Genomic DNA, 15,982 nt, shown 5'->3' on the forward strand with positions numbered 1-15,982 from the left:
TCCTCAGCTCGTGCGGACGCGCGGGTCGAGCGCGGCGTGCAGGACGTCGGCCAGGAAACCGGCGAGCAGCACCATGACGGCGGCGAACACATTGACGGTGACGACGGAGTTGATGTCGCCCTTGCCGACCGCGTCGACGAACCAGGCACCCATGCCGTGCCAGCCGAAGACCTTCTCGGTGAACGCGGCGCCGGTGAACAGGGCCAGGAACCCGTAGGCGAAGAACGTCGACATCGGTACGAGGGCGGTGCGCAGGCCGTGCCTGAGGACGGCGGTGCGTCGGCGCAGGCCCTTGGCGCGGGCGGTCCGCAGGAAGTCCGAGCCGAGCACGTCGAGCATGGTGCCGCGCTGGTAGCGGCTGTATGCGGCGGCGGTGCCGAGCGCGATGGCGAGGGTCGGCAGCAGCAGGTGCACCGCGCGGTCGCCGAACAGCGTGGGCAGGCTCCCGGTCAGGCCCGGGGTCTTCTCGCCGGTGAAGGTGATGAGTTCGTGGCCGACTGCCTGGTTGGTGCGGATGGCGCCGACCTTGAGCAGGACGGCGAGCAGGAACGTGGGGGTGGAGAGCAGCAGGAACGCGAAGAGCGTCACGGCGCGGTCGGAGAACCGGTACTGGCGTACCGCGCCCCAGGTGCCGAGGAGCACCCCGCCGACGGTGCCGAGGAGCGTGCCGGCCAGCAGCAGGCGCAGGCTGACGCCGATCCGGCGGCCGAACTCCGTGCCGACGTCGGAGGGGTCGAGGGTGCGGCCGAGGTCGCCGTGGAGCGCGTGGCCGAGCCAGTTCCCGAACCGTTCCCACAGAGGTGTGCGGTCGTTGATGCCGAGCGCGGTCAGTTGGGTGTCGATCGCTTCGGGTGGTGGGGGTGGCTGTCTGCCTTCGAAGTAGCCGCGCGGCGACAGGGCGAGGGAGGACAGGACGTACGAGAGGACGACGGCCAGGGCCAGCAACAGAGCGTAGTAGCCGAGGCGTTTGGCGAGGTGGGCGATCACCGGTGGGAATCCTTCACGGGGAGGCGGTGCGGCCAGACGCTATCGCACCGATCGGCCGCCGCCAGGCTGTTGCGTAAACCCTTCATTGCAGCCTTGATAAATGCTCTGACCTGGGACTTTTAAAAGGTCTGGACCGACTTACGGTGCCTGTGCGCCGTGGTCGTGCGGCGCCCGTCCACCGAGAGGAAGAGCAGCATGAACCGGGCCCGCAGAACCATGGCGCTGGCCGTCGCGACCCTTTCCACCGCCGCGGTGCTCACTGCCTGTGGTGGGTCCGGGGGTGCTTCGGTCGACGCGTCGCGGGGCGGTTCGGCGCCGGCCGTCGGCACCCAGGACCTCGATCCGCACCCGGCCGCGGACCTCCGACAGGGCGGCACCCTCAAGATGACGATCCAACAGTGGATCGGCCAGTACAACCCCAACCAGGTCGACGGCACCCAGGGCGACGCCTCCGCCATCACCGAGCTGGTCGAGCCGGACCTGTTCCGCCTCGACGCCAAGGGCGTGCCGCACCGCAACCCCGACTTCCTCACCTCCGCCGAGGTCGTCTCCGACCACCCGCAGGTGGTCCGGTACCGCCTGAACCCGAAGGCGAAGTGGTCCGACGGCAAGCCGCTGAGCTGGCGGGACTTCGCGGCCCAGTGGAAGGCGCTGAACGGGCGGGACAAGCGGTTCGCCGCCGCGGACACCAGCGGCTACGCCCAGATTTCCGAGGTGGCCCGCGGCGCCGACGACCAGGAGGTCACGGTCACCTTCGGGACCCCGTACGCCGACTGGCAGCGCCTGTTCGACCCGCTGCTGCCGGCCTCGCTCAACGCCACCCCGGAGAGCTTCGCCACAGCGTGGGCCGGCACCGTCCCGGTGACCGCCAACGCCTTCAGGATCGGTTCCTACGACCGGACCGCACAGACCATCACGGCCGTGCCCGACCCCAACTGGTGGGGCCGGAAACCCAAGCTGGACAGGATCATCTACTGGGCGCTGGACGGCTCCGGCTATGTCGACGCCTACCTCAACAAGGAGATCGACTACACCAGCGCCGCCAGCCCCGAGGCGTACCAGCGGCTGAAGGGCGACAAGGGCACCGACATCCGGATCGGCGCCCGCTGGGACCAGGTGACCCTCAGCCTCAACGGCCGGCGCGGCCCGCTCAAGGACGTCCGGGTCCGGCAGGCGGTGATGCTCGGGGTCGACCGCTCGGCCCTCGCGAAGGTGGCCGGCAAGGACCTGCCGTTCCAGCCCAAGGTCCTCGACAACCACTTCTTCATGCCCAACCAGGAGGGCTACCAGGACAATTCAGGCGGGTTCGGCAAGCGGGACACGGCACGTGCCGAGCAGCTGCTCGGCGAGATCGGCGTCGCCGTCGAGCTGCGCAAGGTGCCGTCCAACGACTACTTCGACAAGTACATCCACCGGAGCAACTACGACCTCAGCCAGTTCCGCCAGGTCGACCAGGTCTTCCGCTCCGAGGCGTACGGCGGCTACCGCACGCCTCAGGGCGACAACACCTTCACGAACTACGGCGGGGTGTCGTCCCCCGAGGTCGACGCGCTGCTGCGGGAAGCGTCCCGGACCACGGACGCGGCACGGCAGATCGCCCTCTACAACAAGGCCGATGCCGCGGTCTGGCGGCTGGGCCACTCGCTCCCCCTGTACCAGCGTCCGCAGATCTTCGCGGTGCGCAAGGGGCTCGCCAACTTCGGTCCGACCGGCCTCGGGAGCGAACAGCTCGCCGACGCGGGCTGGTTGAAGTAGTCGGAGCAGCGGTCGACGAGGGGCGGGGGCGGGTGGGGTGGCAGCCCCCCACCCGCCGGACGTGCCGTCAGCTCCAGAGCCGGGTGGTGACCACGCGCGGCGTGTTCGCCGGACGGTCGGCCGGGTAGGTCAACGTCACCCGCGTGTAGTGCTGTTGACCGGAGTGACCGGACCGGGGTTGCGGGTTGTCCAAGCGCACCCGGACGGGGTAGCCGTGGAAGTGGCCCGCCGCGCAGTACGGGCGGCAGTCGTTGACCATGTCCATCCCCACCGCCACCGCGGACGGGGAGGTCCAGTGCGACCAGCGCAGCGACTTCAGGACGTTGTTCCCGTCACCGCAGGCCAGGATGAAGTTGCCGGGACGCTCCAGTGCCTTGCCGGCGCAGTCGACGACCGCCACCCGCTGGCCGCTGGGCGGATCGGAGACGGCGGAGGCGGAGACCGGCGCAGTGGCCGTCGCCAGTGCCACACCGGCACAGACCATGAGTGCTGCCGTTGCCCTGTGAACTCGCATATCCGCTCCTCAGCCGCTCGCACGGGTGGACACCTCGGACACCGGCTGCGACGCAGGGTGCGGTCGTCGTCACGGGCCGATACACGTCCCCGCAGGGCCGTCGCTGCCCCTCTGCGGAGCAGGCTACGACCGCGGCCCCCATCGGCGCCACCCGGACCGGTCGGACCTGCGGAGGTTCCTCAGCGTGGGGCGGGGAGCACGGAGCGTACCCTGGGCGCCCCGGCGCGGGCGGGCCGTCGGGCCGCCCCTCAGACCGTCCCGTCGGACGCCGCCAACAGGCGCTCCACCGCGGCGAGTTCGACGCACAGGACCAGGCCCTCCAGCGCGTCGCGCAGCTCGTCGAGGTCGGGGTAGCTGGGGGCGAGACGGACATTGCGGTCCCGGGGGTCCTTGCCGTGGGGGAAGGCGGCTCCGGCAGGGGTCAGCGCGATGCCCGCCTCCCCGGCCAGCTCGACCACGCGCGCCGCGCAGCCGTCCAACACGTCCAGGCTCACGAAGTAGCCGCCCCGGGGACGGGTCCAGGAGGCGACACCCGTGCCCCCGAGCCGCTTCTCCAACACGGTCTCGATCAGTTCGAACTTGGGACGCAGCAGGGCGGCATGGCGTGCCATGTGGGCCGCCACGGCCGGCGCGTCGGGCAGGAAACGGGCGTGCCGCAGCTGGTTGACCTTGTCGGGTCCGATCGTCCGCTTCGCCAAGTGACCGAGCAGCCAGGAGACATTGGCGGGCGAGGAGCCGAAGAAGGCGACGCCGCTGCCGGCCGCGGTGATCTTCGAGGTCGAGCCGAAGACGAACACCCGGTCGGGATGGCCGTGCTCGGCGCTCAGGCCGAGGATGTCCAGCAGGGGTTCGTCCGCGTCCGCCACGCCGTGCACGGCATAGGCGTTGTCCCAGAAGACGCGGAAGTCGGGGGCCGCGGTCTCCATCGCGGCCAGACGGCGCACCGTCTCGGCGGAGAAGGTGACGGCCGTGGGGTTGCTGTACTTCGGCACGCACCAGATCGCCTTGACCCGTTCGTCGCCGACGAGGCGTTCGACCTCGTCCATGTCCGGACCGGTCTCGGTCATCGGCACCGGAATCATGTCAAGGCCCAACTTCTCGCAGATCGCGAAGTGCCGGTCGTAGCCGGGCACCGGGCACAGCACGGCGGTCCGCCCCTCCCGGGGCCAGGGCGCGGACGAGCCGGGCACACCGAACAGCACGGCGTCCACCAGGCACTCGTACATCAACTCCAGGCTGGAGTTGCCGAAGGCGACCAGCTGCTCGGCCGGGACCTGGAGCGGCCCGGAGAACGTCGCCCGCAGTTCGGGCAGGCCCCGCAGGCCGCCGTAGTTACGGCAGTCGGTACCGTCCTGCGCGGTGTGGCCGTCGGCGCCGGGCATCCCCAACAGGGGCTGTGAAAGCGTGAGTTGTTCGGGGGAAGGCTTGCCGCGGGTCAGGTCCAGACGCAGCCCCTGGCCCTTGAGGCGCTGGTGCTCGTCGCGGAGCGCGATCAGCCGGTCGGACAGTGCGGAGTGTGTGAGTGCGGGCAGTTCCAATTCCCTCATCCTTTCCTCGTACGCCCCGCCGGCCACAGCAGGTGCGGGACGGCGTCACCGTAACCCGGAGGGGATCACGACCACATGCCCATTTCCGCCTGTCCGATGCCGCCGGATGTCAGGGCGGCGCGCAGGGCGGCCAGCCAGTGCACGGTGGTGCGGCGGGCCACCTCGGTGTGCGGCGCGTACGCCTCGAAGAAGTGCCAGGCACCGGGCACGTCCTTGGTCTCGACGGGCACATCGGCCTCCGTCAGGCGGCGCGCGTAGTCCTGCCCCTCGTCGCGCAGCGGGTCGAGTCCGCAGGTCAGGACGTAGGCGGGCGGGAGCCCCGAGAGGTCGGTGGCGCGGGCGGGGGCCGCGTAGGCGGGGGTGTCCGGACCGTGGTCGGGGCCGAGGTAGGTGTCCCATGTGTGCCCCAGGCCGGCGCCGTTGCAGATCCGGCGGTCGGTGACGCGCCGCGCGGAGGCGGTGTGGAGACGGTCGTCCAGGCAGGGGATGAGGAGCCCTTGCCAGACGATGCGGGGGCCTCGGCGGTCGCGGGCCATGAGGCAGACGGCGGCGCTGAGGCCGCCGCCCGCGGAGGCCCCGGTGACGGCGATCCGGTCGGCGTCCAGGCCGAGTTCGCCGGCGTGGGCGGCCATCCACACCAAGGCGGCGTAGCAGTCCTCGACACCGGCGGGATAGCGGTGTTCGGGGGCCAGCCGGTAGTGGACGTTGACCACGACCGCGCCGGCCGCGACGCACGCCTCACGCGCCATGGGGCTGGGCCCGTCCAGCTCCCCGTAGACGAAGCCGCCGCCGTGGAGATAGAGCACGCCCGGCAGTACGCCCTCCGCGCCGGCCGGGCGGAGCACCTGGACGTCGATGGTGTTGCCGTCCGGGCCGGTCAGGGACATCCGCCGGATGGTGACGCGACCGTCGTCGGCGGACATCAACGGCGCCATGAGCGCCCGGAAACCGGCCCGGAGCCCCGCGACATCGGCGTAGGGATTGTCGGGCCGCTCGGGCAACGCGGCGAAGACGTCTGCCAGTTCGGGATGCACGGCGAGGTGCGATGAGCGGGTTGCGCCCTGGTCGTGGGCGTGGGAGTGGGCGTGCATGCGGTATCCGTCCCCGTTCTACGGCGTGCCACGGCATGGTGGCGGCCACTGCGGCGGCCACCGGCCACTGCCCGTCGACCGTCGAGGCCACCATGACCACCGCGACTCAAACCGTCTCATTGATATGGTCCCAACGAGAAGGAAGGTATGGTCTCAATGAGACCGTGTCAAGTGAGCGGACAGGCGAGGGGAACATGGCGGAGTACAGCCCGGCGAGGTACGTCGTACTGGGCCTGATCGCCCGGCACGGCGCCATGACGCCGTACGAGCTCAAGGCCCGCGTCGAGGACGACATCCAGCCCTTCTGGCCGATCCTGCATGCGCAGCTCTACCGGATTCCGCCCGAGTTGGCCCAGGCCGGCCTGCTGCGGGAGGAGGCCGAGACCACCGGTCGGCGCCGCCGGATCTTCCACCTCACCGCCGCCGGTCGCGCCGCACTGGCACGCTGGCTGGCCGACCCGGACACCCCCGAGGCGGAAACCCGCGACCCGGCGCAGCTCAAGCTCTTCTTCGCCGACCTCGGCGACCCGTCGGACGTCGTCGCGCTCGCCAACCGCCAGGCCGCACGGCACCGCACCTGGCTCGCGCACTACACAGCGCTGCGCGCCGACCTCGCCCCCGCCGAGGATTCCCGACAGCGGTCCCGGGCCCGACTGCTCCGGCTCGGGGTGCTCCACGAAAGGGCGCACGCGGAGTTCTGGGAATCGATCGCCGCCGACCCGGACCAACTGGACGACCCCGTTTCCCGGCCCGCTTCCCGCCCCTCTCCCTGATTCCCGACGCGCTTTCCGCGCAGTGAATTCCGGGCGAACCGCACGGACCGCTCGTGAATTTCGGACGATCCCGTCCCGAATGCGCCAAAGAAAAAGTCCCCTTGTTTTCCCCCGCCTCACCGCGCACCGCACCACATCACATCGACATCACATCGACTCGCACCCCGCCATCACCTCTGCAATTCCACGGACGCGGTAGCCCGGGCACCGGCGTCGGGGCGACAACTACCCCCAGTGACAGCGCAATCGCCGCCGGAATTGGGGGAAGTTGCCGGGTCCCAGCAGGGCGAACAGGCGTAGGATCGCTCACAGAGGGCGACTCATACCGTCGCCACATTCCGGGAGTTGGCACGGAGCGGTCGAATGATCCGCTTGCGTTTACTCTCCGCCTCGCGCATCAGATCGAGTCGGATTGAGTCAGATCGAGTCAGGGCGCTTCTTCCGGCCCTCGGGACCACCCTGCTTCCGGCCCTCAGAGGGAGAACACCATGAACACCACGGCAGGGAACCAATCCGCGGCGGACACGCACACCGAGCACGAGAACCACCCATGGACGATTTCCGTCGCGGACCACCCCAAGCGCGTCGACAGCCAGCAGTACAAGGACAGCCGCGCGCTGATGCTGAAGCTCGTCGACACGATCGATGACTGGACGTTCGCCCCCGGGCCGTATCAGGACCACCACGGCGGCGGAGTCTGGGTCAAGGACCAGGGCGGCTGGATATGCCTGTTCCTGCCGCTGGGCATCGAGTGGTCGGCGCAGTTCTGCGCGGACCCGGCCAAGGTGGACCAGATCCGCCTGCTCGCGGCCCGCGTGATCGCCGCGTTCCCGGACACGCTGCCCGGCTATGCGGAGTTCGGCTATCAGGACGGCGAGCGGCTGCTGAACACGCGGATCGAGACCGCCGACCAGGTGTCCGAGTGGACGGACTCGATATTCAACGCGTCGGTACCGCTACCTGCCGGTATTCACTCCGGGGTGCTCCCGACGGCCGCCGGCTACCACCACTACCCCAAGCCGATCGTGGACATCGACCACTTCCGCTTCGACGACTTCAACCTGTTCGTCGAGGACGACCAGGGACTGTCGGTCGCGGTCGTCCCGGTCGCACCGCGCGGCTCCGGTGACGGCCGGGTGCGCGTGCTCGCCGCCCACCCCAGCTCGCGCTACGCCAAGCACCTCGTTCCCCCCAGCGGCGGGGTCCGCCCCGAGACGGCCCGGGACATCGAGAGCCTGGCCGCGGAGCCGGCAGGCGCCGTGCTGCCCGCCCGCGACCCCCTGGCCGAACAGGCGTTCCGCCTCCAGCAACCGATGCCCGCATAGGGCCGGCCGCTATGCGGGCCCGGTCCGGCTCTCCGGCCGGACCGGGCCCGCGATCAGGCCGCCACGATGGGATCAGGCCGCCACGGTGGACGGTGCGTTGATGCAGAACTGCACGAGCCCCGCGCTGACGTCCTTGATGATGTTCTCCATCTCGTTCCACGGCGGCTGGAACTCCGTGCCCCACTCGATGGTGTAGGCGAGGACCTTCCCCTTGGCCGGGTCGACGAAGTGCCTGCCGAACGCGTAGTCGTCGCTGGTCCCACAGGTCGGGTACAGGTCGAAGGCCGACTTGGCGGTGTACTTCCTCCCGCGCACGGCCTGCAATCCGTCGCGGAAGTCCCGGGCCAGTTCGATCTCGTGATCGAAGTCGATCTTGGGGATGAACTCGCGGTACTGGGTGTCCCCCGCGTCGCCCCGCACGCCGTCGAAGGTGTGGTTGAGGAAGTTCATCGACGGGTCGGTGGACTGGTCCTGGTCGTCGCCCCAGACATACAGCATGTCCTCCGAGAAGCTGTGCACGTCGATGAACCAGCGGGTCCGGGGATAGGCGTCCAGCAGCCACCGCACGTTGCGCGTCTCCGGTTCGGAGAACGGACCGGGCCCGTGGTACAGCTGCGGATCGCACGGATCGGACGACACCCGCACGCCAGCGGTGGGTGCGAAGGCCGTCGCGGCGTCGAAGAGGAAGTCGTAGTTGCGGTTGATGTCCACGCCCACACAGTCACCCTCGCCGTTCCCGTAGGCGGTGTTGCGGTTCTTCCGCCACATCGGCTCGACGGTCTGGCTGTACTTCCGGCCATCCGGGTTGACCAGGGGAAAGACCACGATCTCCAGGTCGTCCAGGAGCGTCTTCACCTGGGCGGCGGAGTACGACTTGCCACCGTAGGCCAGCCCGGAGTGCGTGTGATGGGCCCGCAACAGGTCGGCGGCGAAGTAGACGAGGATCTCGCAACTGCCCCATTCCCGGGCGTGCACACCCCCGATGAGCATCACGCAGTCCCGGCTGCCGGCGGGTCCCGCGCCCAGGCGGACGGCGTGGCAGCCGACGCCCTCGATCGAGGGCTCGGGAAGGTCGATCAACTCACAGAGTGCCGGGTAGGCCCTCGACAGGTTCACCAACGCCGAGTCGACCTCGGTGGTGTTGAGATACGGCATCTCAGCCTCCTGGCCCCTTGTCCTTGAGCATCTCGCCCAGTCCGTACGGCACTTCCTGCGGATCGGCGAACCGGTTGCCGCGTCCGACCTCCGCCTGGCGGGCCCGCCCGGTCTCGGTCGCGTCCCTGAGGACGTCCACGGAAACTCCCTCGCGCGCCAGCCGATCGGCCTTCCCGCGCGGAACGAACGCCTCGATGGTCATCTCGTTCCCGGGCCCCGTGGTCCCGCGGGGACGTCCGCCGATGTCCAGCGGCTCCTCCCGCAGCAGGGTCCGCAGCGTCTCCGCGTCGTCGGCGGTCACCCGCACATGCAGAATGTTCTCGCGCTCCGACATCTCAACCCCTTCGTGGTGTCCGGCGTCCGATGGTGGCCACCCCCGCCGTGACGTCGGCGCGCCGCCCTCGGCGTCCGCCGCGTCGCGGGGCATCGCCGCACGACGACCCGCACGGCCGACACGGCTAACGCTCGGGACCGGCGGCTCCGCCCCTCACCAGTCACCCCATAGTGGGCCGTCCGTCCCCGGCGTACCGGCTGCCGAACGGACGACCGGCACGCGTGCCCGCTCTCTTCACGTCATCATGGCCATTCCGCCGTCACCGCGGCGTGACCGAGGCGTCATACCCGCTGGCGACCGGTTCGCGGTACGTCGCCGGACAGGCGGCACACCGCGACGCGGCCGACCGCAGATCGGCGACGAGACCGAGCAGCCGGGACGTCGGACGCAACCCCAGTTCGGCCTGGAGCAGGGACCGGTAGCGCTGGAACTCGCGCAGCGCCTCGGACTGGTTACCCTCGGCGAGATGCGCCTTGATCAGGACGGCCCGGGCGGTCTCGCGCAGCGGCTCGGCGCGCACCGCGGCCCCGGCGGCGCACACGGCGTGGCCGAAGTGCTGGGCTCTGATGAAGCGGGTGGCGAGCGCTTCGAGGGCGTGCATCCGCAGTTGCCGCCACTCCTCGGCCTCGCGCAGCGCCCATTCGTCGCACCAGCCAGGCAACAGGTCCTGGGACAGCGCGTCGATCTCCGAGGCCCCCAACCCCAGGCACACGGACGTGCCCGGGGACGCCACCGAGGAATCGACGAGCAGGTGGGCGAGCGGCTTCAACTCCCGGAAGTCGACCCCCACACCGCCGGCGAGCGCCAACGCGCCAGGGCCCACGTCGAGCATGCCGCAGCCCGCGCAGCGCAGCCGGTTGAGTGCCGAACGCAACGACGCGTACGCCCGGCACTCGGAGACGTCCGGCCAGAGGCTCTCCGCGACGAGGCCCCGCGGCACCGCACCGTAGCGCAGCGCGACAAAGGCGAGCAGGCGTTCCGATCCCGCGGGGATCCGCGCCGGGTCGTCATCCGTGACCAGTCGGAAGCCGCCGAGCAGTTCAACGCGCGCGCCGCGGCTGCGGGGTGGGGGCGGACGATGCCGCGTTCCCCCTGCCTCGGGCGGATGGTCCGCCGGGGTGTCGCGCACGACGCCGAGTTCCGTCCCGGTGCTGCGACTCATCGCCTCCGCATCTCCTGACGGCCAGCCACACGCTCCGATCGGGGCACGGCGACATATGAGGAGGGTCATATGCCGCCGACTTCCCTGCTTCCATCCTGCGCCGCACCTCCGACCGCTGTCGAGTGCTCCACGGCAACGCACATCAGCGCAAGTCCCCACCCTCCGCCACGGAATCCGCAATGCCACGGCACCCGAAGAACCCCAAGCATCCCGAGCAGCCCAAGAAGTGGAACGGGCAATAATTTCCGACGTCAACCAGCATCAGGCCGCTTCCCGAGAGGCCGAAACACCCTGCGCGCACAGGCGGGTCAGAGGCCCACGGCGACGAAAGCCGTCGCGGGCGATCCGCCACGGCACGATCCGAGATGATCCAGATGCCGCAGCCACCCCACAGCGAGACGATGAAAACGACCCCTGCGCAAGGTCGGAGGGGTGCCCAGGCTGCCCGTGCTGCCGGCAGCGACAGCACCGACGGCACTGCTCCGAGAGGCCGTTCGGCGGCCCCTCCCGCTGGGCGCTGCGACGCCAACCATCACGACATCCGGGATTCAAGGCACGAAGAGTCCAAGGCACAAAGACCTAGGGAAGAAATACGCAAGGCATTAAGGATTGAGCCAACCATGACCGTCACAGGGATCGACGTGTCGTCAGCCCAGTCGGAGAAGTTCCCGACGGCCGGCAGCGATTTCGTCTTCATCAAAGTCACCGAAGGCACCACCTACACGAATCCCAAATGGGTGGCCCAGCGCAAGACCGCACGAAACGCCGGACTGGTGACCGGCTTCTATCATTTCGCCCGGCCGGGGCCGGTCACCTCCCAGGTCGACTACTTCCTCTCGAAAATCAATCTGATCGAGGGGGACATTCTCATCCTCGACTGGGAGGACGCCCGCGTCCCGAATTCATGGAAGGACAGCTGGCTCAAGCAGGTGCAGCAGCGCACCCCCGGCCACAAGACGCTCCTGTACTGCAACCGGGACTTCTGGCTGCACCGCGACACCACGTCCTTCGCCGGGGACGGCCTCTGGATCGCCCAGTACAACAACAAGCCGGGCCAGCCGGACATCCACAGCGCGTGGCTGTTCCACCAGCACACCGACCGGCCCATCGACACCAGCATCGGCAGGTTCGAGGACAAGGCGGCACTGCACACCTGGTCCGGCCACGTCGCCATCCCCGCGTGACCCGGCGACGACGCCCTGGCGCGTCTGCTGGCCCAGGACGAGGTTCGCGCCCCGCACGCAGCGGGAGCACTGAGCGCGCCGGAAGGATCCGGCCCGCAACCGCCGCCGGCGCGCCCGAGTCGCGCCGGCGGACCCCCGTATCGCCACGTCCGCGGCTCAGTCGGCGTCGACGCGCAGGGACGCGAAGCGCAGGTTCTTCCGCTCGCCGCGACCGAGGTCGGCGACCGGCACGCCCTTGCAGCCCGGGTGGGCGTAGAAGTGGGCGGTCTTGCCGACCAGCGAGAGGTTGGAGGCGGTGCCCGCACCGGCGACGGTGTAGCAACGGCCGGGCTCGGGTTGGTTCAGGGTGGCGCTCCTACCGTGCGGGGTGGTGTAGGTGATCATGCCGAGGTCGGCCGCGCCGGCGGCGGCCGTCGACGTCAGGACCGCGCCGACGGCGAGCAGCACGGCCGCCGGCACACGTCCACGACCATGACGGCGGTCACGCACAACGGAGTTCATCGGGGTCTCCAGAGGGGAGGGGGCGAATTGTCGTCCGGTCCAACGACGGACCGGCCGCACCGTGACGGCGACCGTGTCAACTGACCCGCCGCCCCACCCCGCTGAACGACAGCCGACATCGGAGGCTCGTCGCGTGTCACGTCCGCAGCGCCTCGTCCACCGTCCGGGCCGGGGCGTCCGCGGCGTTCTGGGTGCGCAGGCCGAAGAGCGGGGTGCCGTGGTCGGCGCGGAAGGCGCGGCTGCGGCGCACGGTCAGCACCACCATCGCGCCGAGAATCGCGAAGGACTGGATCCTGCCGACCACCGGCACCAGGTCCACGGGCAGTTCCCACGCCCACACCGTGCTCAGCGCGGCATCGAGCAACTGCGCACCGCCCCACAGCGCCGTCAGCCCGCGCAACGCGCCCCGGAATTCCGGCAGTTCGCGCCAGGCACGCTCCACATCCGCCTCCCCCGCCGACCCGCGCAGCCGGCGCCCGAAGTGGAACGCGAAGGGACGGGACCCGAACAGGGTGCCCAGCATCCACAGGCCCAGCGCGGCCGGGATGCCCGCGTCCTTCAACAGCAGCACCCGCGGGCTGCCGCTGATCGCGGACAGCCCCGCGGACACCGCCAGCAGCACGACCACGAGGAGGTCGAAGAGGTCGATCCGCCGGCGCACCAGCGCGGTGCCCAGCGCGTGTGCGGCCGGTACCACGCCGCTCAGCAACAGGGCCTGCCATTCGGCGACATCCTGCGCCCGCAACACGTAGTACAAAACCAGCGGCAAAAGGATGTTGACGGTCAGCGGTACGGCCACGGCGCGCCACCGATGCGCACCACGCGTTCCCACGGTTTCCACGACGGCCTCCAACGGTCCGGGGCCGGACGCTCCGGCACCACGGTGACCTGCACCGACGTTAGGAGCCGGGCGGGTGGAGAAGCATCGGCCCCCGGGCCGGACCCATCGGGCCGCTCCTCCACCCGCCCGCTCCACCGCCGGGTGGAGAGCCGTCGGCCCTGCCCCCGTCGCGTCCGCCCCGGTCAGCTCTCACCGCCCTTCTTCATCAGCTCCAACAGGCTGGAGAAGCTGTCGGCACCGTGTCCGGCCTTGATGCCGCGCCGGAAGATTTCGACGACCGCGGCGGGCAGTGCGGTGTCGACGCCCGCGTCGGCGTTGGTGTGCAGGACGTGTTCGACGCTGGCCAGGCCCATGGCCAGGCGGTCCACGTCGCCCTGGTGCGCGCCGGCGTCGATCCGCCCGGCGTAGAAGGTGAAGAAGCCCGGCAGGGAGTTCGCGGTCTCCACGGCGTGTCCCAGGATGTCGGACGCGGCGAGGCCGTTGGCGTCGGCGAGGGCGACGGCCTGCCAGTAGCCGAGCATGGACGTCCAGAACATGACCATGCCCATCTGGTAGTACAGCGCGGCGAGTCCCGGGTCCTCGCCCCGGTAGTCGGCCTTGCCGGTCACCACTTCCAGCACCGGCCGGTGGGCGTCGAACACCTCGCGCGGGCCGCTGTAGAAGGTGGACGACTCCGGCCGGCCGATGCCCGACGGCGGGACGGTGACGCCTCCGGTGAGTTGGACGGCCCCGTGGTCGGCGGCCCAGCGGGCGGCGGCCCGGGCCTTGTCCGGCGTGTCCGAAGTGAGGTTGACCAGGACCCGGCCGGCCAGCGCGGAGGTGGCGGGTTCCAGTACGGCGTACATCGCCTCGTAGTCCGTGAGGCTGAGGATCACCAGGTCGTTGGCGGTCAGTGCCCGGGCGACGTCGGGGGCGAGCGTCGCGCCGCGGGCCACCAGGTCGTCCGCGCGGGAGGCCGTGCGGTTCCAGACGGTGACCTCGTATCCGCGGTCCAGGTAGGCGTCGGCCATGGCCCGGCCCATCGGACCGAGCCCGATGACGGTGACCGACCGCTGCTCCGCGAGCGTGCCCGCGGTCTCGGTGGCCGTGCCGGTGTGTGCGTTGGTGCCCATGGGAAACCCTTCCATCCATCGCTAAAACGAGCGCTCTATTTAGCGCATGCCGAGAACGTACCACAGCACTAGAACGAACGCTCTACTCAATAGTCGGTACGGTGGCACCATGCAGACCAGCACCCGGGACCGGATCGTCATCACCGCAGCCCGCCTCCTCCAGCGGCAGGGCTACGTCGGCACAGGCATCAAACAGATCGCCCAGGAGGCCAAGGCCACCCTCGGCTCCGTCTACCACTTCTTCCCCGGCGGCAAGGAAACCGTCGCGGTCGCCGCGATCGAGCACAGCAGCCGGGAGTTCGCCGCACTCCTGCGGAAGGCACTGGACGCCGAGGCCGATCCGGCGACGGCGGTGGACTCCTGCGCCGGCCAACTCGCCGAAGAACTCCGCGAGTCGGGCTGGATCGACGGCTGCCCGGTCACCGCGGCGGCCCTGGAGACGCTCGGGACCGACTCCCCGATCCAACAGGCGTGCGCGGCGGCACTGCGCGACTGGGAGGAGCTGGTCCGGGACAAGCTGCTGCGCGGCGGCTTCGGCGCGCAGGACGCCCGGGAGCTGGCGACCACCGTCATCAGCGCCCTGGAGGGCGCCGAGGTCACCGCGCAAGTCACCCGCAGCGAGGAGCCACTGCGCACGGTGGGCCGCCAACTGGCCCGCCTGGTCCGCTCGTACGAGGGGTCCGCTCAGTCCGCGGGCGGGACGGGCTGACGGACCGGGCGCGAAGGCCCGGCAGCCGCCGGTTTCAGAGGCTGTCGCCCAGCCGCTCGATCAGCGGCGCCGCCGCCTTGAGCGTCGCCAGTTCCGCGTCCGTGAAGTGCTCGCCGAGGGCCTTCGCCAGCTGCCTGCCACGGGCGTCGCGCTTGTGGCGCAGCATCTCGACGCCGGCCTCGGTCAACGACAGGATGATCCGTCGGCCGTCGTGGGGATCGCGACGGCGCTCGACGAGGCCGCGCTCCTCCAACAGACCCAGCGTGGTCCCCATTGCCTGGGACGTGATCTGCTCGGCCCGCGCCAACTCCGCCGCCGTGGCCGGGCCGCCCCGGTCCAATCGCGCCAACGCGGCACGCTCGGGCAACGAGAGGTCGCCCGGTGCCTGCATCTGGCGCAGCCGACGCGCCAGCAGGCCGAGGCTGTCGTACAGCGCACCGGCCACGTCGTCGACGTCCGCACTCCGAGTCATGGTGATAAGCCTAGGTTGACCAATCCAGGCAATCAACCGAGGTCGATCTCCGCCGCCGTCCCCCTGTCCGACGCCGCACCTGGACGCCCCCGTCACACGTTCGCAGCAGGCCCGCGTGAAAGACCCCGGTGCGGGAACGAGTCTTTACCCATCGGAGGATCTTGCGGAGAGGGTGCACAGACATGGGAATTATCGCCTGGGCCTTGATCGGTCTGCTCGCCGGTGCCATCGCAAAGGCCCTGATGCCCGGCAAGGATCCCGGTGGCTGCCTGATCACCATGCTGATCGGCATCGCGGGCGGCCTGTTGGGCGGCTGGCTCGGCAAAGTCATCTTCGGCGTGCACTCGATCAACGGCTTCTTCCACCTGTCGACGTGGATCGCCGCCATCGTCGGTTCCGTCATCGTCCTGCTCCTCTACCGCCTCACCCTGGGGCGGAACCGCGGGCACTGACCGCGCCCGATCGGGCGCGCATCGACGGGTGAGGGGCCGGCGGCCATTTCCGCCGGCCCCTTTCCGCG

16 protein-coding genes and 1 pseudogene are annotated in these 15,982 nt (G+C 70.2%); 6 read left to right on the forward strand and 11 right to left on the reverse strand.

Annotated features, from left to right (window positions below; translation table 11 throughout):
• Positions 1-3 precede the first annotated feature (3 nt).
• Positions 4-987: an ABC transporter permease gene (locus tag MOV08_RS03460; RefSeq protein ID WP_275306161.1), complete on the reverse strand. Its 984-nt coding sequence runs from the start codon at positions 985-987 to the stop codon at positions 4-6.
• A gap of 195 nt (positions 988-1,182) precedes the next feature.
• On the opposite strand from MOV08_RS03460, the gene MOV08_RS03465 reads away from it, so the two are divergent.
• Positions 1,183-2,742, forward strand: coding sequence for an ABC transporter family substrate-binding protein (locus MOV08_RS03465; protein WP_275306163.1), 1,560 nt, complete (start codon positions 1,183-1,185; stop codon positions 2,740-2,742).
• A gap of 67 nt (positions 2,743-2,809) precedes the next feature.
• Here the strand turns inward: MOV08_RS03465 and MOV08_RS03470 are convergent, their stop codons facing one another.
• The 3 genes from MOV08_RS03470 to MOV08_RS03480 form a co-directional block, all read right to left on the reverse strand.
• Positions 2,810-3,256 carry a hypothetical protein gene (locus MOV08_RS03470; RefSeq protein ID WP_039629423.1) on the reverse strand — a complete coding sequence of 149 codons (447 nt, stop codon included), beginning with the start codon at positions 3,254-3,256 and terminating at the stop codon, positions 2,810-2,812.
• Between the two features lie 248 nt (positions 3,257-3,504).
• Positions 3,505-4,803 carry an aspartate aminotransferase type Ic gene (locus tag MOV08_RS03475; RefSeq protein ID WP_420834121.1) on the reverse strand — a complete coding sequence of 433 codons (1,299 nt, stop codon included), beginning with the start codon at positions 4,801-4,803 and terminating at the stop codon, positions 3,505-3,507.
• A 65-nt stretch (positions 4,804-4,868) separates the two neighbouring features.
• The gene (locus MOV08_RS03480) at positions 4,869-5,894 is read right to left on the reverse strand and encodes an alpha/beta hydrolase (RefSeq protein WP_275306165.1); all 1,026 of its coding nucleotides are present in this window, start codon (positions 5,892-5,894) and stop codon (positions 4,869-4,871) included.
• Between the two features lie 194 nt (positions 5,895-6,088).
• Between MOV08_RS03480 and MOV08_RS03485 the strand changes: the two genes are divergently transcribed.
• Positions 6,089-6,667 carry a PadR family transcriptional regulator gene (locus MOV08_RS03485; protein WP_275306166.1) on the forward strand — a complete coding sequence of 193 codons (579 nt, stop codon included), beginning with the start codon at positions 6,089-6,091 and terminating at the stop codon, positions 6,665-6,667.
• A gap of 485 nt (positions 6,668-7,152) precedes the next feature.
• Positions 7,153-7,992: pseudogene (locus MOV08_RS03490) on the forward strand (DUF6424 family protein); the annotation flags it as partial.
• Between the two features lie 72 nt (positions 7,993-8,064).
• On the opposite strand, the gene MOV08_RS03495 reads toward MOV08_RS03490, so the two are convergent.
• The 3 genes from MOV08_RS03495 to MOV08_RS03505 all read right to left on the reverse strand — a co-directional run bounded on the left by MOV08_RS03495 (position 8,065) and on the right by MOV08_RS03505 (position 10,643).
• Complete coding sequence (locus MOV08_RS03495) at positions 8,065-9,147, reverse strand: M14 family metallopeptidase (protein WP_275306168.1); 1,083 nt, start codon at positions 9,145-9,147, stop codon at positions 8,065-8,067.
• 1 nt (position 9,148) lies between these two features.
• Positions 9,149-9,481, reverse strand: coding sequence for a hypothetical protein (locus MOV08_RS03500; RefSeq protein WP_039629430.1), 333 nt, complete (start codon positions 9,479-9,481; stop codon positions 9,149-9,151).
• Between the two features lie 259 nt (positions 9,482-9,740).
• Positions 9,741-10,643 carry an AfsR/SARP family transcriptional regulator gene (locus MOV08_RS03505; protein ID WP_275306169.1) on the reverse strand — a complete coding sequence of 301 codons (903 nt, stop codon included), beginning with the start codon at positions 10,641-10,643 and terminating at the stop codon, positions 9,741-9,743.
• Between the two features lie 620 nt (positions 10,644-11,263).
• Between MOV08_RS03505 and MOV08_RS03510 the strand changes: the two genes are divergently transcribed.
• Complete coding sequence (locus tag MOV08_RS03510; protein ID WP_275306171.1) at positions 11,264-11,827, forward strand: glycoside hydrolase family 25 protein; 564 nt, start codon at positions 11,264-11,266, stop codon at positions 11,825-11,827.
• A 156-nt stretch (positions 11,828-11,983) separates the two neighbouring features.
• Here the strand turns inward: MOV08_RS03510 and MOV08_RS03515 are convergent, their stop codons facing one another.
• The 3 genes from MOV08_RS03515 to MOV08_RS03525 form a co-directional block, all read right to left on the reverse strand.
• Positions 11,984-12,328, reverse strand: a complete 345-nt coding sequence (locus tag MOV08_RS03515) for a hypothetical protein (RefSeq protein ID WP_275306173.1) — start codon at positions 12,326-12,328, stop codon at positions 11,984-11,986.
• Between the two features lie 136 nt (positions 12,329-12,464).
• A complete protein-coding gene (locus tag MOV08_RS03520; protein ID WP_275306175.1) occupies positions 12,465-13,127 on the reverse strand; it encodes a VC0807 family protein in 663 nt (220 codons plus the stop codon).
• Positions 13,128-13,351: 224 nt separating this feature from the next.
• A complete protein-coding gene (locus tag MOV08_RS03525; RefSeq protein WP_275306176.1) occupies positions 13,352-14,281 on the reverse strand; it encodes an NAD(P)-dependent oxidoreductase in 930 nt (309 codons plus the stop codon).
• A gap of 109 nt (positions 14,282-14,390) precedes the next feature.
• On the opposite strand from MOV08_RS03525, the gene MOV08_RS03530 reads away from it, so the two are divergent.
• Positions 14,391-14,990 (forward strand): TetR/AcrR family transcriptional regulator, encoded by a 600-nt coding sequence (locus MOV08_RS03530; RefSeq protein ID WP_039629434.1) that lies wholly within the window; start codon positions 14,391-14,393, stop codon positions 14,988-14,990.
• Between the two features lie 34 nt (positions 14,991-15,024).
• Here the strand turns inward: MOV08_RS03530 and MOV08_RS03535 are convergent, their stop codons facing one another.
• The gene (locus tag MOV08_RS03535; protein WP_039629436.1) at positions 15,025-15,462 is read right to left on the reverse strand and encodes a MarR family winged helix-turn-helix transcriptional regulator; all 438 of its coding nucleotides are present in this window, start codon (positions 15,460-15,462) and stop codon (positions 15,025-15,027) included.
• Between the two features lie 182 nt (positions 15,463-15,644).
• Here MOV08_RS03535 and MOV08_RS03540 point away from each other — a divergent pair, with 182 nt between their 5' ends.
• Positions 15,645-15,914 (forward strand): GlsB/YeaQ/YmgE family stress response membrane protein, encoded by a 270-nt coding sequence (locus MOV08_RS03540; RefSeq protein ID WP_039629439.1) that lies wholly within the window; start codon positions 15,645-15,647, stop codon positions 15,912-15,914.
• Positions 15,915-15,982 lie beyond the last annotated feature (68 nt).

Source organism: Streptomyces yunnanensis, from assembly GCF_029011865.1.
GTDB lineage: Bacteria > Actinomycetota > Actinomycetes > Streptomycetales > Streptomycetaceae > Streptomyces > Streptomyces yunnanensis.

What these genes read in the sequence shown, in the direction of transcription:
- MOV08_RS03495 (WP_275306168.1), bottom strand. Translation starts at nt 9,147, where the DNA reads ATGCCGTATCTCAACACCACCGAGGTCGACTCGGCGTTGGTGAACCTG.
- MOV08_RS03470 (WP_039629423.1), bottom strand. Translation starts at nt 3,256, where the DNA reads ATGCGAGTTCACAGGGCAACGGCAGCACTCATGGTCTGTGCCGGTGTG.
- MOV08_RS03505 (WP_275306169.1), bottom strand. Translation starts at nt 10,643, where the DNA reads ATGAGTCGCAGCACCGGGACGGAACTCGGCGTCGTGCGCGACACCCCG.
- MOV08_RS03535 (WP_039629436.1), bottom strand. Translation starts at nt 15,462, where the DNA reads ATGACTCGGAGTGCGGACGTCGACGACGTGGCCGGTGCGCTGTACGAC.
- MOV08_RS03525 (WP_275306176.1), bottom strand. Translation starts at nt 14,281, where the DNA reads ATGGGCACCAACGCACACACCGGCACGGCCACCGAGACCGCGGGCACG.
- MOV08_RS03475 (WP_420834121.1), bottom strand. Translation starts at nt 4,803, where the DNA reads ATGAGGGAATTGGAACTGCCCGCACTCACACACTCCGCACTGTCCGAC.
- MOV08_RS03515 (WP_275306173.1), bottom strand. Translation starts at nt 12,328, where the DNA reads ATGAACTCCGTTGTGCGTGACCGCCGTCATGGTCGTGGACGTGTGCCG.
- MOV08_RS03465 (WP_275306163.1), top strand. Translation starts at nt 1,183, where the DNA reads ATGAACCGGGCCCGCAGAACCATGGCGCTGGCCGTCGCGACCCTTTCC.
- MOV08_RS03500 (WP_039629430.1), bottom strand. Translation starts at nt 9,481, where the DNA reads ATGTCGGAGCGCGAGAACATTCTGCATGTGCGGGTGACCGCCGACGAC.
- MOV08_RS03530 (WP_039629434.1), top strand. Translation starts at nt 14,391, where the DNA reads ATGCAGACCAGCACCCGGGACCGGATCGTCATCACCGCAGCCCGCCTC.
- MOV08_RS03485 (WP_275306166.1), top strand. Translation starts at nt 6,089, where the DNA reads ATGGCGGAGTACAGCCCGGCGAGGTACGTCGTACTGGGCCTGATCGCC.
- MOV08_RS03540 (WP_039629439.1), top strand. Translation starts at nt 15,645, where the DNA reads ATGGGAATTATCGCCTGGGCCTTGATCGGTCTGCTCGCCGGTGCCATC.
- MOV08_RS03510 (WP_275306171.1), top strand. Translation starts at nt 11,264, where the DNA reads ATGACCGTCACAGGGATCGACGTGTCGTCAGCCCAGTCGGAGAAGTTC.
- MOV08_RS03480 (WP_275306165.1), bottom strand. Translation starts at nt 5,894, where the DNA reads ATGCACGCCCACTCCCACGCCCACGACCAGGGCGCAACCCGCTCATCG.